The 13,395-nt window shown below is 59.0% G+C and carries 13 protein-coding genes; 7 read left to right on the plus strand and 6 right to left on the minus strand.

The window, feature by feature from the left end; translation table 11 throughout:
* Positions 1–13: 13 nt before the first annotated feature.
* The 5 genes from ACZRKZ_RS19110 to ACZRKZ_RS19130 are packed head-to-tail and all read left to right on the plus strand — an operon-like array spanning position 14 to position 4,609.
* Entirely contained in the window at positions 14–1,057 is a 1,044-nt protein-coding gene (locus tag ACZRKZ_RS19110; protein ID WP_463967439.1) for a DUF5924 family protein, read from the plus strand.
* 55 nt (positions 1,058–1,112) lie between these two features.
* A complete protein-coding gene (locus ACZRKZ_RS19115) occupies positions 1,113–2,261 on the plus strand; it encodes an ABC transporter permease (RefSeq protein WP_463982441.1) in 1,149 nt (382 codons plus the stop codon).
* Positions 2,258–3,061, plus strand: coding sequence for an ABC transporter ATP-binding protein (locus ACZRKZ_RS19120; RefSeq protein ID WP_463967441.1), 804 nt, complete (start codon positions 2,258–2,260; stop codon positions 3,059–3,061). The genes ACZRKZ_RS19115 and ACZRKZ_RS19120 overlap by 4 nt, the downstream gene beginning before the upstream one ends.
* A 1-nt stretch (position 3,062) precedes the next feature.
* Positions 3,063–4,001, plus strand: coding sequence for an MlaD family protein (locus ACZRKZ_RS19125; protein ID WP_463982442.1), 939 nt, complete (start codon positions 3,063–3,065; stop codon positions 3,999–4,001).
* On the plus strand, positions 3,998–4,609 hold the full coding sequence (locus ACZRKZ_RS19130; protein WP_463967443.1) for an ABC-type transport auxiliary lipoprotein family protein: 612 nt from the start codon (positions 3,998–4,000) through the stop codon (positions 4,607–4,609). Before ACZRKZ_RS19125 ends, ACZRKZ_RS19130 begins: the two co-directional genes overlap by 4 nt.
* A gap of 39 nt (positions 4,610–4,648) precedes the next feature.
* Here the strand turns inward: ACZRKZ_RS19130 and ACZRKZ_RS19135 are convergent, their stop codons facing one another.
* From ACZRKZ_RS19135 to ACZRKZ_RS19155, 5 genes are all read right to left on the minus strand, one after another.
* A complete protein-coding gene (locus ACZRKZ_RS19135; protein ID WP_463982443.1) occupies positions 4,649–5,878 on the minus strand; it encodes a nucleoside recognition domain-containing protein in 1,230 nt (409 codons plus the stop codon).
* A gap of 104 nt (positions 5,879–5,982) precedes the next feature.
* A complete protein-coding gene (gene gltP, locus ACZRKZ_RS19140; RefSeq protein ID WP_149412744.1) occupies positions 5,983–7,314 on the minus strand; it encodes a glutamate/aspartate:proton symporter GltP in 1,332 nt (443 codons plus the stop codon).
* Positions 7,315–7,980: 666 nt separating this feature from the next.
* Complete coding sequence (locus tag ACZRKZ_RS19145; protein ID WP_463982444.1) at positions 7,981–8,448, minus strand: inhibitor of vertebrate lysozyme family protein; 468 nt, start codon at positions 8,446–8,448, stop codon at positions 7,981–7,983.
* Positions 8,449–8,450: 2 nt separating this feature from the next.
* Complete coding sequence (locus ACZRKZ_RS19150) at positions 8,451–8,615, minus strand: DUF1328 domain-containing protein (RefSeq protein WP_084378456.1); 165 nt, start codon at positions 8,613–8,615, stop codon at positions 8,451–8,453.
* A gap of 78 nt (positions 8,616–8,693) precedes the next feature.
* Positions 8,694–8,978, minus strand: coding sequence for a hypothetical protein (locus tag ACZRKZ_RS19155; protein WP_463967447.1), 285 nt, complete (start codon positions 8,976–8,978; stop codon positions 8,694–8,696).
* A gap of 391 nt (positions 8,979–9,369) precedes the next feature.
* Between ACZRKZ_RS19155 and algB the strand changes: the two genes are divergently transcribed.
* A complete protein-coding gene (gene algB, locus ACZRKZ_RS19160) occupies positions 9,370–10,716 on the plus strand; it encodes a sigma-54-dependent response regulator transcription factor AlgB (protein WP_463967448.1) in 1,347 nt (448 codons plus the stop codon).
* 10 nt (positions 10,717–10,726) lie between these two features.
* A complete protein-coding gene (locus tag ACZRKZ_RS19165; RefSeq protein ID WP_463982445.1) occupies positions 10,727–12,514 on the plus strand; it encodes a KinB sensor domain-containing domain in 1,788 nt (595 codons plus the stop codon).
* Here ACZRKZ_RS19165 and ACZRKZ_RS19170 read toward each other — a convergent pair.
* Positions 12,493–13,326, minus strand: coding sequence for an N-acetylmuramoyl-L-alanine amidase (locus ACZRKZ_RS19170; protein WP_463982446.1), 834 nt, complete (start codon positions 13,324–13,326; stop codon positions 12,493–12,495). The two genes, ACZRKZ_RS19165 and ACZRKZ_RS19170, sit on opposite strands and share 22 nt — an antisense overlap.
* Positions 13,327–13,395 lie beyond the last annotated feature (69 nt).

Consider the following 13,395-nt stretch of genomic DNA (forward strand, 5'->3'; position numbering starts at 1 on the left):
TGTGAACTGCCGAATGCCTAACCTGACCCATTACATACAGCGCGTCATCGAACTGATGAAGCGCTACCCAGGTGTGATTGCACTCGGCGGTTTTATCTCGGGAGTGAGCAGCTTCATCCTGGTGGATCGTCAGCAAGGTATGGCCAGCTGGATCGCCATCATCATGCTGGTGAGCTGGTTATGGCTGATGCTGGAAAACAGCTTCACCCAGTTGTTCAGCAAAGTTTTCAAGCGGGAAATCCCCGAACCGCTGCTGCGCTACGCCACGCAGATGATCCACCAGGAAAGCCTGTTCTTCGTCCTGCCGTTCTTTTTTGTCACCACCACCTGGAACAGCGGCCAATCGGTCTTCACCGGCCTGCTGGGCGCGGCGGCGCTGGTATCGATCACCGACCCGCTGTACTACAAGTGGCTGGCACCCAAGCGCTCGCTGTTCTTGGCGCTGCACACCTTAACCCTGTTCGCCGCCCTGCTGACCGCGCTGCCGATCATCCTGCACCTGACCACCGCCGAGAGTTACAAGCTGGCACTCGGGGTGGCGATGGCTCTTTCGATCCCCAGCCTGGCGGTCAGCCTGCCGCTGCGCAGTGTGCGGGGCTGGGTCATGTTGCTGGGAGTAACCGCAGCCATTGGCGCCGCCGGCTGGTTCCTGCGCAGTTGGGTACCGCCAGCCACGTTGTGGATGAGCGAAGTCGCCATCAGCACCCAGTTGCAAGACCGTACCCCCGGCGATGACCTCAAGGAAGTCAGCTCCAGCCAACTGCGCAGCAGCGGGCTGTATGCCTATACCGCGATCAACGCGCCGCGCGGGCTGGATGAGAGGATCTACCATGTCTGGAAATTCAACGGCAAAGAGGTCGACCGTATTGCCCTGGATATTCACGGTGGGCGCAAGGAAGGCTACCGAGCCTGGACCCACAAACAAAATTTCCCGCCGGACGCGGTGGGGCACTGGCAGGTGCGGGTGCTGACCGAAGACGGGCAGGTGATCGGCGTGTTGCGCTTCAACGTAACTGACGCCAGTCAGGACGCCGCGACGGCGAACGCGCCAAAGTAGGCAGGATCGTGCTATTACGTAGGAACTGTGTAGTTGCCAAACAAGCTCGGAGCTTATGACCAGTAGCACAACGGCTGGAGCCGCTCACCTGGACACGTCCACCACCCCACCACAACTCAGGGTTACAGGGGACTGGACGCTGGCCCACTACACCTCCCTGAAAAAGCTTTCGCAAAAGCTCGACGGCCAATACGACGCCGGTACCCACATCGACCTTAACGGCCTGGGCGCCCTGGATACCGCCGGCGCCTCACTGCTGGTCGAGTTGCTCGGCCCCGAGCGCATTGAGCAATCCGCCGAACATTCCGATTGCAGCCTGTCCACCGCCGACCGGGCTCTGCTCAAAACAGTCTATCGCTCCCTGAACGACTTCTGTGTGCCGGTCAAAGAACCGGAAGAGGGCGCCGGCATTCAACTGCTGGCACGCATAGGCAGCGCGGTGGACACCGTCTGGCAAGACGGCATGAAGTTGCTGGGTTTTATCGGCCTGATCCTCGAAACCTTTGCCCGCGGCGTGTTCCGCCCCAAGCGCTGGCGCCTGACCCCGATGGTCGCCCATATCGAACAAACCGGCCTCGACGCCGCACCCATCGTCGCCTTGCTGACCTTTCTGGTGGGCGCAGTGGTGGCGTTCCTCGGTGCCACGGTGCTGGCCAGCTTCGGCGCGAGTATTTTCACCGTGGATCTGGTGGCCTTTTCGTTCCTGCGCGAATTCGGAGTACTCCTCACCGCAATCCTGATGGCCGGCCGTACCGCCAGTGCCTTCACCGCGCAAATCGGCTCGATGAAGGCCAACGAAGAAATCGACGCCATCCGCACCCTGGGCCTGGACCCGATGGAGTTGTTGGTGCTACCCCGGGTGCTGGCGTTGCTGGTGGCGCTGCCGATGCTGACATTCCTGGCGATGATCTCGGGGATTATCGGCGGTGGCGTGGTGTGTGCCGTGTCACTGGGCATCTCGCCGGCGATGTTCCTCTCGCTGCTGCAGTCGGACATCGGCGTGCAGCACTTTTTGGTGGGCATGGTGAAGGCACCGATTTTCGCCTTCCTGATCGCCGCCATTGGTTGCCTGGAGGGCTTCAAGGTCAGCGGCAGCGCCGAGTCCGTCGGCGCCCACACCACCTCCAGCGTGGTGCAGTCGATTTTTGTGGTGATCGTGCTGGATGCGGTGGCCGCCTTGTTCTTCATGGAGATGGGCTGGTGAGTCGTTTACCCCGTGCGCCCGCCGAGGCGGTGATCGAAGTGCGTGGCCTGTGCAATCGCTTCGGCAAGCAGAGCGTGCACGAAAATCTCGACCTGGATTTGTACAAAGGCGAGATCCTTGCCGTGGTCGGCGGCTCCGGCAGCGGCAAGTCGGTGCTGCTGCGCAGCATCATCGGCCTGCGCCAGCCCAGCGAGGGCGCGGTGCGGGTATTCGGCCAGGACCTGCCGAGCCTGTCGGAGCATGAACGGTCGATGGTGGAACGGCGCTTCGGCGTGCTGTTCCAGAAGGGCGCGCTGTTTTCTTCGCTGACGGTGACGGAAAACGTCGCCTTGCCGTTGATCGAACACGCGGGCCTCAGTCGTCCCGACGCTGAACACCTTGCTGCAGTGAAACTGGCCCTGGCCGGGTTGCCACTGTCGGCCGCCGACAAATACCCAGCCTCTCTCTCCGGCGGCATGATCAAGCGCGCCGCCCTGGCACGCGCCCTGGCGCTGGACCCGGACATCCTGTTTCTCGATGAACCGACCGCCGGCCTTGACCCGATTGGTGCGGCCGCCTTCGATCAATTGATCCTGACCCTGCGCGATGCGTTGGGCCTGAGTGTGTTCCTGGTCACCCATGACCTCGACACGCTGTACACCATCACCGACCGGGTGGCGGTGCTGGCGCAGAAAAAAGTACTGGTGGCCGATGCCATCGACATCGTCTCGGAAACGGACGATGCCTGGATTCACGAATATTTTCATGGCCCACGAGGCCGCGCGGCATTGGATGCCGCTCAACAGTTCAACGAGGTATGACATGGAAACCCGAGCCCATCATGTGATGATCGGCCTGTTCAGCGTGATCGTGGTGGTCGGCGCCATGCTGTTCGGCCTGTGGCTGGCCAAATCCAGCGTTGACAGCGCCTTTCAGGATTACGAAGTGATCTTCAACGAGGCGGTCAGCGGCCTGTCCCAGGGCAGCTCGGTGCAGTACAGCGGGATCAAGGTCGGCGATGTCACCAGTCTGCGCCTGGACCCCAAGGACCCGCGCCGGGTATTGGCGCGCATCCGCTTGGCCGGGCAGACGCCGATCAAGGAAGACACCCAAGCCAAACTGGCGCTGACCGGCATCACCGGCACCTCGATCATCCAGCTCAGTGGCGGCACGCCGCAAAGCCCCAAACTCAAGGGCAAGAATGGCGAACTGCCGCAAATCACTGCCTCGCCATCGCCCATCGCCCGCCTGCTGAACAACAGTAATGACTTGATGAGCAGCATCAACCTGCTGCTGCACAACGCCAACCGCATGTTCTCCCCGGATAACGTCGACCGCCTCAGCAGCACCCTGGAACACCTGGAGCAGACCACCGGCGCCATCGCCGATCAGCGCGGAGATATCAAGCAGGTCATGCAGCAGCTGATGCAGGTCAGCAAGCAGGCCGGCGCCACCCTGGAGCAAACCACCGCGCTTATGCGTAACGCCAACGGCCTGCTCAATGACCAGGGCAAGCAGATGTTTGGCAGTGCCGAACAGGCCATGCACTCGCTTGAACAGAGCACCGCGACCATCAACAGCCTGCTGACCGACAACAAGGATTCCCTGAACAGCGGTATGCAAGGCCTCAATGAGCTGGCCCCGGCCGTGCGCGAACTGCGCGACACCCTCGGTTCATTGCGGGCCATTTCCCGCCGTCTGGAAGCCAACCCCAGCGGGTATCTGCTGGGCAGCGACAAGAACAAGGAGTTCACGCCATGAAGCGTGCTTACCGCGTTATCGTCCCCGTCGCTCTGGCATTAGTCAGCGCCTGTTCGATCTTGCCCAAGGCCGATCCGTCCGACGTCTATCGGCTGCCTTCGGCCCAGGCCACTTCTCAAGCCAGCGCTGTAGCCTGGTCGTTGCGCCTGGCAAAGCCACAGACCAGCGAGTTCCTCGACAGCCCGCGCATCGCCGTGGTGCCTCAGGGTGACCTGATCAGCAGCTATGCGAACTCACGCTGGAGCGATCCGGCACCGGTGCTGTTGCGTAATCGGCTGCTGGATGGTTTCCAGCGGGATGGACGGGTGACATTGCTCAGTACCGATGACACCAACCTGCAGGCGGACTTTGAGCTGGGCGGGCAGTTGCAGGCGTTTCAAAGCGAATATCGCGGCAGCGCCGTTGAAGTGGTGATTCGCCTGGATGCACGGCTGGTGCGCGGTAGTGATCAGCGGATCATTGCCAGCCGGCGCTTTGAAGTACGTCAGCCGGTCAGTGACACCAAGGTTCCGGCTGTGGTGGCGGGGTTTGGCCAGGCAGGGGATGTGTTGAACAAGCAGGTGGTGGATTGGGTGGTGGGGCAGGGCAATACAGCAGCGAAAAGATAGCCCTTTCTCTGTAGGAGCTCGCTCCTACAGGAACAGCGATTAGCCAAAAAACCAGTAGCACACCGCAATCGCCGCGATGACACCGGCCAACTCCGCCAACAACGCACACCCCACCGCATGCCGCGCCCGCTGGATGCCCACCGAGCCAAAGTACACCGCCAACACATAAAAGGTGGTCTCGGTACTGCCCTGAACCGTCGCCGCCACCAGTGCCGGGAAGCTATCGACACCTTGGGTCTGCATGGTTTCAATCAGCATCGCCCGCGCCGCGCTGCCGGAGAACGGCTTGACCATCGCCGTCGGCAACGCGTCGACAAAGCGGGTATCCATCCCGGTCCAGGCCACTAGATGACGAATGCCCTCCAGGCCAAAATCCAGCGCCCCGGAGGCCCGCAATACGCCCACTGCACAGAGCATCGCCACCAGGTACGGCAGCAAATTTTTGGCGACGTCGAAGCCCTCTTTGGCGCCTTCGACAAACGCTTCATAGACCTTAACCTTGCGCAGGGCGCCGATCAGCAGAAACAACATGATCAGGCCGAACAACGTCAGGTTGCCGAGGATCGATGACAAACCGGCCAACGCCGTGGCCGACAAGGTCGCCAGCAACGCCATGAAGCCGCCCAGTATCAGGGCGCCCGGAATCAGATAGGCCAGTACCACCGGGTCCCACAAGCGCAGGCGCTGCATGACAGCCACCGACAACAGCCCCACCAGGGTCGAAGCACTGGTGGCCAGCAGGATCGGCAGGAATACCAACGTCGGATCAGGCGCGCCTTGCTGCGCGCGGTACATAAAGATAGTCACCGGCAGCAGGGTCAGGGAGGACGCGTTGAGCACCAGGAACAGGATCTGCGCGTTACTGGCAGTGTTGGGGATGGGGTTGAGTTCTTGCAGCGACTTCATGGCTTTCAGGCCGATAGGCGTGGCCGCGTTATCGAGACCCAGGCCGTTGGCGGCAAAGTTCAGGGTGATCAAGCCGATGGCAGGGTGACCAGCAGGCACTTCTGGCATCAGCCGCAGGAATAGCGGACCGAGGGCCTTGGCCAACCATTCGACGATCCCGGCCTTCTCGGCGATGCGCAGGAAACCCAGCCAAAGGGTCAGGGTGCCGAACAGCAGCACCATCACTTCCACTGACAACTTGGCCATGGCGAAAATGCTTTCGACCATCGCCGCGAAGATCCCGGCGTTACCGCCAATCAGCCACTGCGCCAGTGCTGAAACCATTGCAACGATAAAGAAGCCAAGCCACAGGCCATTGAGCATCAGTTAAATCCCCCGGAAGATGTGGCGAATGATAGCGGGGCTGGCAGAAACGACAAACCCCGGATTTCCCGGGGTTTGTTCAGGTCACGTTGACGCAGGCATTATCAGCCTTGGGTGGTCTCGCCAGCCGGCAGCACTTGCTTGGTGCGCCAGTGCGGCAGGGAATTCCAGTAGCGCTCGCCCTTGGCATCGTCGTACATGCCTTCCCAGCGAGCGATGACCAGTACGGCCAGGGCGTTGCCGATCACGTTCAGTGCGGTACGGGCCATGTCCATGATCCGGTCGACACCGGCGATGAACGCCAGGCCTTCCAGCGGAATACCGACACTGCCCAGGGTCGCCAGCAGCACCACGAAGGACACACCAGGAACGCCGGCGATGCCTTTGGAAGTCACCATCAGGGTCAGCACCAGCATCAGTTGCTGGCCAACCGACAGGTCGATGCCATACAGCTGGGCGATAAAGATCGCCGCGATGCTCTGGTACAGGGTCGAACCGTCGAGGTTGAACGAGTAGCCGGTGGGCACCACGAAGCTGCAAATGGCCTTCGGTGCGCCGTAGGCTTCCATCTTCTCGATCACGCGCGGCAATACGGTTTCGGAACTGGCGGTGGAGTAAGCCAGCACCAGCTCATCCTTGAAGATGCGCATCAGCTTGATCACCGAGAAACCGAACAGGCGAGCGATCAGGCCCAATATTACAAAGGCAAAGAACAGGATGGCGACGTAAACCAGGATCACCAACTTGGCCAGCGGTAACAAGGATGCGAAGCCGAAGTTGGCAACAGTCACAGCGATCAGGGCGAATACACCGATAGGGGCGTACTTCATGATCATGTGGGTGACTTTGAACATGCTCTCGGACACGCCCTGGAACATCGTCACCAGCGGCTCGCGCAGCTCAGGCTTGAGGCTCGACAAGCCAAGGCCGAACAACACCGAGAAGAATATGATCGGCAGCATGTCGCCACGGGCCACAGCGGCAAAGATGTTCGAGGGGATCAGGTTGAGGATGGTCTGGACAAACGCATGCTCATGCTGAACCTCGGCGGCTGTCGCCTGGTACTTGGAAATATCGACGGTACCCAGGGTACTCATGTCGATGCCGGTACCCGGATGGAACAGGTTGGCCAGCAACAGACCGACGACGATCGCAATGGTGGTGACCACTTCGAAATAAAGGATGGTTTTCACACCGATCCGACCTAGTTTTTTCGCGTCCCCAACACCCGCGATTCCGACAATCAGCGACGAAATCACAATCGGGATCACGATCATCTTGATCAGGCGAATAAAGATATCGCCGGCTGGTTGCAACACGTTGCTGATCCACCAGGCCTTTTCGGCACTGAAATGGTTGAGCAACGCACCGATTGCAATCCCTAGTACCAGACCGATGAGGATCTGCCAGGCGAGGCTTAGCTTTGCCTTCTTCATGTCATTACCCTTACTTCAAGTGGACTCAGGCAGATGCGCCAGCTGGAACGCCCGGAAGCGAAAAAGTGTGTGCATCAGCCTCCGTAGAAGGTCACCGCTAGATGGCCGATATGGCTCACTGGCAGGCGAAAAAAGGCGCAACTATTCCGATGCCAGGGGGCGACGTCTAATGCCGTAAACGACTACCCTATGCCGAATCGGCATGAGTTTATAGGAGGAAACCTGTCCGTATGGTCAAATCAAATGCGACATTTCGGCACACGCACATACCGTGAACCGGCCATTTTAGCGTCGCTCAGGGTTTTAGGGGGATTTGTACCCGTGCGTAAAAACTCTTGAAGATTCCTACGGATACCATTGAAAAAGTCGTCTTGCTGCCAGCGAACTTTCTCGATAGATGGTCGTGTGGAAACACCGCGAAACGGTAAGAGAGGGAAAAAAGGAAAATTTCCGCTATACGCGGCATAAGAGGGATGTGACCGCAACAAGCCCACCGCAAGTTCGTCAAGCCATCACGGCTTGCGAACTTGCGGCGCAGCTTTTCTCCTGACCCGGCCCTTGATCAGAGCAACCCAGCCCCTTGGTCATGCACCACTGTCAGGCAGGAGTGCAAACAGAAAGAAGCGTTTGGCTTCTTTCTATGGGCGTTAGATCCGCCAAACAGGCCTAGTACCAGTTCGGGTCTTTCTTGAGCTGTTCCATCAACAACTTCTGCATGCCTTCGTCCGGCTTGCCGAGGAAGCGGTAATCGGCGTGCCGGGTCGGCGACTTGTCCGCCGGCAGGCCGGCCGGGACTTCCACTAACATCGCGTAGGCATCTTCCTTGTCCAAACTGAAAGCAACGATCAGGCGCTTATTCAGGCACGTCTCTGCGGTTTCACAGAGCGGTCCTACAAGGTACTGGTCGCCATCTTCGGTAACGGCATTCATTTGTTCAGAGGTGCCCGAGAGGTTAATTACCCAATCCGGCAAGCGCTCTTCCTTCTTGACCACGCCCTGCCAGGTTTCGCGGTACTGCGGGTCCGCGCTCAGCAGTTCGTTGGCCCTGGACTGACCATCATTGGCCGCCATGACCAGGCCACTGCCGCCCAACAACAGGGCAGCAGCAATGGCTTTAAGGGACGAATTGAACATGTTCAGCCTCGGCCGCGACGGCCAAAGAAGAAGGAAACGATGAACATCACCAGGAAGACCACAAAGAGAATCTTGGCAATACCCGTGGCGGTGCCCGCGATACCACCGAAGCCCAGGACTGCAGCCACAATGGCAATGATCAGGAATGTGATTGCCCAGCTCAACATGGTAACTCTCCTTACTCTTCTATATGAGTGACTGCTGTGAAACTTCCCCGTTGCCCCAATCGAGCCACGGGTTCATGCCTAGAACACCCAGCGTTCTTGATGAGGTTGATCGCTCAGGGCAATGTCCTGTTCAACCGCCATCAACTGCGGGACTGTCACGTCGGCGGTACTGCTGCCGACGGAGCGAAAATGGGTCTGTGTCGTCGTCGGGCGCTCGAAATGCCGGACTTGCTGCTGACCCGGCTCCCAACGCTGCAATTGCTGCCCACCGATCAAGGTGACCATCAAGGCCAGACTTGCAAACAGGCCCTGCTGCAAGCGCAGTGGCGATACGCGCAATTGGGTGAGGCGTTGGCGAGTCATCCTGAATCTCTCCCGCATTCTGATTATTCATTTATGACGGTTATGTGAGAAATAGTGCAGGGTGCATGCCAGTTTTTTTATTGAAAAATAATCAATAAAATCAAATAGTTAATAAAAGTACAGATTTCATCTCACCAGCATCCTGCACGATACCCCTACCTGCATCGTGCGAAATGCACGATGGTCAGTGGTCGGATCAGCGGGTCGGAAACGAACATTTGGCTGCCGAAGTGGCTAAAAAGACTGAAAACGCCATCAACGGGCGTTGATGTAGGAAAGGGTGCAGATAGCTGCACGGCAATGCTTTTAATCAATCAGAATAAACCATGCAACTTGCCCGATTATTCTGGGACTAAACAAGATCACTCATTCTTAAAGGAGCGCAGGACAGATGGAATCAGCCAAGGAACTTCAAGGCCGCATTCTTTTAGTGGATGACGAGTCCGCGATCCTTCGCACCTTCCGTTACTGCCTGGAAGATGAAGGCTACACCGTAGCTACCGCCAACAGCGCGGCCCAGGCCGATGCCTTGCTGCAGCGTCAAGTTTTCGACCTGTGCTTCCTGGACCTGCGCCTGGGTGAAGACAACGGCCTCGATGTGCTGGCGCAAATGCGTATCCAGGCGCCGTGGATGCGCGTGGTCATCGTCACCGCCCATTCTGCTGTCGACACCGCAGTGGACGCCATTCAAGCCGGGGCTGCCGATTACCTCGTCAAACCCTGCAGCCCCGATCAACTGCGCCTGGCCACGGCTAAACAACTGGAAGTGCGCCAACTCTCGGCCCGCCTGGAGGCCCTGGAAGGCGAAGTGCGCCAGCCCAAGGACGGCCTCGACTCCCATAGCCCGGCGATGATGGTGGTGCTGGAGACTGCTCGTCAGGTGGCTGGTACCGACGCCAACATCCTGATCCTCGGCGAATCCGGCACCGGTAAAGGTGAACTGGCCCGAGCGATCCACGGCTGGAGCAAACGGGCGAAGAAATCCTGCGTCACCATCAACTGCCCGTCGCTGACGGCCGAGTTGATGGAAAGCGAATTGTTCGGTCACAGCCGTGGCGCGTTTACAGGGGCCAGCGAAAGTACCTTGGGCCGTGTGAACCAGGCCGATGGCGGCACGCTGTTTCTCGACGAGATCGGCGATTTTCCATTAACGTTGCAACCAAAATTACTGCGTTTCATCCAGGACAAGGAGTATGAGCGGGTCGGTGATCCGGTGACCCGTCGCGCCGACGTGCGCATCCTGGCCGCTACCAACCTGAACCTGGAAGACATGGTTCGCGACGGTCGTTTCCGTGAAGACTTGTTGTATCGCCTGAACGTCATCACGTTGCATCTGCCGCCCCTGCGCGAACGCAGTGAAGATATCCTCACGCTCGCCGATCGTTTCCTCGCGCGTTTCGTCAAGGAATACGCAAGGCCGGCACGGGCTTTCAGCGATGAAGCACGTGAGGCGCTGCTCAACTACCGTTGGCCAGGCAATATCCGCGAACTGCGCAACGTGGTCGAACGCGCCAGCATCATCTGTCCCCAGGAAAAAGTTGAGATCAGCCACTTGGGGATGGCCGAACAACCGACCAACAACTCACCGCGCATCGGCGCAGCACTGAGCCTGGATGAACTGGAGAAAGCCCACATCGGCGCAGTGCTAGCCACCAGCGACACCCTTGACCAGGCGGCCAGAACCCTCGGCATTGATGCGTCGACGCTGTACCGCAAACGCAAACAATACAACCTGTGAGCTGTACCCTATGAAGCTTGCGATGAAACTGCGCACTCGGTTGTTCTTGAGTATTTCAGCGCTGATCACCGTTGCCCTGCTCGGGTTGCTGCTGGGTCTGGTGAGTGTCATGCAAATGGCCAAGACCCAGGAGTCACTGATCCGCAGCAACTTCATTACCCTGGACCTAGGGCTAAAGCTGCGCCAGACCCTGGGTGACCAGTTAATGATCATGCTCAACGAGCGGCCGGACCAGGCCACACTGCAAGCGTCCAAGCAGCAGTATTTCACCCTGCTGGAGCAAGGCATCGAACACGAGCGCAAGGATGCCAAGAACAACAGCTTTACCCAGGCTAAAACCGATTATCTGAACTTCCTGCAAGCCTTCGACGAAAGTGAAAACACGTCGCCATTGCTGCGTAACAACGACAAGCTCACCGCAAGCTTCAACGTGTTGCGCAACGGCCTGATCAGTGAACACAAGAAAGCCCTGGAAAACATCAACGATACTGAACAACAGTCAAGGGAACGGGCGCTATTGATTGCTGGCCTACTGGGGCTGGTGGGGCTGGCCGTGCTGATCATCGGTTTCATCACCGCCCACGGCATCGCCCAACGTTTTGGCGGCCCTATCGAGGCGTTAGCCAAAGCCGCCGACAAGATCGGCCAAGGCAATTTCGAGGTAACGCTGCCCATCTCCTCGGCGGCAGAGATGAACCTGCTGACCCGGCGTTTCGGCATCATGGCCGAAGCCTTGCGCCAGCATCAGGCAACCAACATCGATGAACTGCTCGCCGGTCAGCAACGCCTACAGGCGGTTCTCGACAGCATCGACGACGGTTTATTGATGATTGACCGCCAGGGGCGCCTGGAGCACCTTAACCCAGTGGCACAGCGCCAGCTGGGTTGGGACACAGACCGCTTGGGGCAGGGCCTTGGCGAAGCTCTCGGGCGTCCGGAACTGGATGAACAACTGCACTTGGTACTTCGCGGCGGCAACCTGGAACGGGCGCCTGAAGACTTGGAAGTAGAGGTTGAAGGTGAACTGCGTCTGCTGACCTACAGCCTGACGCCCGTCAGCCATACCCAGGGGCATATTCTGGGAGCTGTGATGGTGCTGCATGACGTCACCGAGCAACGGGCCTTCGAGCGGGTGCGCAGCGAATTCGTGTTGCGCGCCTCCCATGAGTTGCGCACACCGGTCACCGGCATGCACATGGCGTTCGGGCTGTTCCAGGAGCGGGCGAAGTTCCCTCCCGAGTCTCGCGAAGCCGACCTGCTGAGCACGGTGAATGAAGAAATGCAGCGTCTGATGCAGTTGATCAACGACTTGCTGAACTTCTCCCGCTACCAGAATGGCCTGCAAAAACTCACCCTGGCGCCCTGCGACATCACCGATCTGCTTGAACATGCCCGCGCCCGGTTTACCGAGCAGGCCAATGTGCAAAACATTGAGTTACTAGTCGAAGAGCAATCCCAACTCCCCAGGTTGCACGCCGATCAAGCGCAGTTGGAACGAGTGCTCGACAACCTTCTGGGCAATGCCTTGCGGCACACCGCCGAAGGCGGACAAATCCGCTTGCAGGCACGCCGCCATGGCGAGCGGGTGATTGTCAGCGTCGAAGACAATGGCGAAGGCATCGCCTATGGGCAGCAGGGGCGAATCTTCGAACCCTTTGTCCAGGTGGGACGCAAGAAAGGCGGCGCCGGCCTTGGCCTGGCGCTGTGCAAGGAGATCGTGCAACTGCACGGCGGCCGCATGGGGGTGTACTCGCGGCCAGGGCAGGGGACGCAATTTTACATGGCGTTGCCGCTATAAGCTTGAACGGCAGGGCTCAAGCTTGAGGCGTGCAGCTGACGCCCGTTCAACGCCTGCAAAATCGCCGCGCTTTCGGCGTCCGGTGTCCCGTCAAACAGCGACGCTCGGAAATGCATCTGGAACGCCGCCAGCACGTGCCGCGTAGCCACATCCAGCTCGCCCGTTTGCGGCGTCGCGTAGCCCAGTCGCGCCAACTCCTCCTGAAACCAGGTAATACTCGGCAGCTCGTTGGCATACTGCGCCTGAAAGCCCGCGACTATCTGGGCGTCCGGCCAAATCCCAAGCCCTTCATCGGCCAGGCGTTTCCAGGGGAACAACGGGCCAGGATCCAGTTTGCGCAGTGGCGCGATATCGCTATGGCCAATGATGTAGCGCGGGTCAATCTTGTTCCGCTTGCTGATGTCCTTGAGCAAAATCACCAACGACTGGACCTGCGCCTCGGAATAGGGATACCAGACACGGCCCGTCGGCGTATCGCGATAACCCTGATTGACGATCTCGATTCCGATGGAGCTGGAGTTGAGCCAAGTGCGGCCCAGCCATTCGCTTTCTCCGGCGTGCCAGGCACGCTGACTCTCATCCACCAACTTATAAATGGTGGCAGACGCATCGTCGCCAATCAGGTAATGGCTGCTGACCTGGCCATGAGTCAATAGCGCCAGCGAACGCTCCAAGGAAGTCGACGTATAGTGCACGATGACGAACTGCACACGGTTGTCGTAATTCGCCGAAGGATGGCTGGTATCCAGGCGAGGACCGCTCGCGCAGCCGGCGAGCATCAAAAACAGAAAGGCAGAACACAGAAATTTCATGGCAGCAGACAGTACACTAAAGACGATAATGCAACAGTGTAACGTACCGCTTACCGCCAAGAAGCCAAA

Source organism: Pseudomonas sp. c313, from assembly GCF_055407145.1.

Bases quoted from the DNA above. Each gene is read 5' to 3' on its own strand.
- gltP (WP_149412744.1), bottom strand. From the start codon at position 7,314: ATGAAGAAGGCAAAGCTAAGCCTCGCCTGGCAGATCCTCATCGGTCTG.
- ACZRKZ_RS19145 (WP_463982444.1), bottom strand. From the start codon at position 8,448: ATGTTCAATTCGTCCCTTAAAGCCATTGCTGCTGCCCTGTTGTTGGGC.
- ACZRKZ_RS19155 (WP_463967447.1), bottom strand. From the start codon at position 8,978: ATGACTCGCCAACGCCTCACCCAATTGCGCGTATCGCCACTGCGCTTG.
- ACZRKZ_RS19165 (WP_463982445.1), top strand. From the start codon at position 10,727: ATGAAGCTTGCGATGAAACTGCGCACTCGGTTGTTCTTGAGTATTTCA.
- algB (WP_463967448.1), top strand. From the start codon at position 9,370: ATGGAATCAGCCAAGGAACTTCAAGGCCGCATTCTTTTAGTGGATGAC.
- ACZRKZ_RS19170 (WP_463982446.1), bottom strand. From the start codon at position 13,326: ATGAAATTTCTGTGTTCTGCCTTTCTGTTTTTGATGCTCGCCGGCTGC.
- ACZRKZ_RS19130 (WP_463967443.1), top strand. From the start codon at position 3,998: ATGAAGCGTGCTTACCGCGTTATCGTCCCCGTCGCTCTGGCATTAGTC.
- ACZRKZ_RS19135 (WP_463982443.1), bottom strand. From the start codon at position 5,878: ATGCTCAATGGCCTGTGGCTTGGCTTCTTTATCGTTGCAATGGTTTCA.
- ACZRKZ_RS19150 (WP_084378456.1), bottom strand. From the start codon at position 8,615: ATGTTGAGCTGGGCAATCACATTCCTGATCATTGCCATTGTGGCTGCA.
- ACZRKZ_RS19110 (WP_463967439.1), top strand. From the start codon at position 14: ATGCCTAACCTGACCCATTACATACAGCGCGTCATCGAACTGATGAAG.
- ACZRKZ_RS19115 (WP_463982441.1), top strand. From the start codon at position 1,113: ATGACCAGTAGCACAACGGCTGGAGCCGCTCACCTGGACACGTCCACC.
- ACZRKZ_RS19125 (WP_463982442.1), top strand. From the start codon at position 3,063: ATGGAAACCCGAGCCCATCATGTGATGATCGGCCTGTTCAGCGTGATC.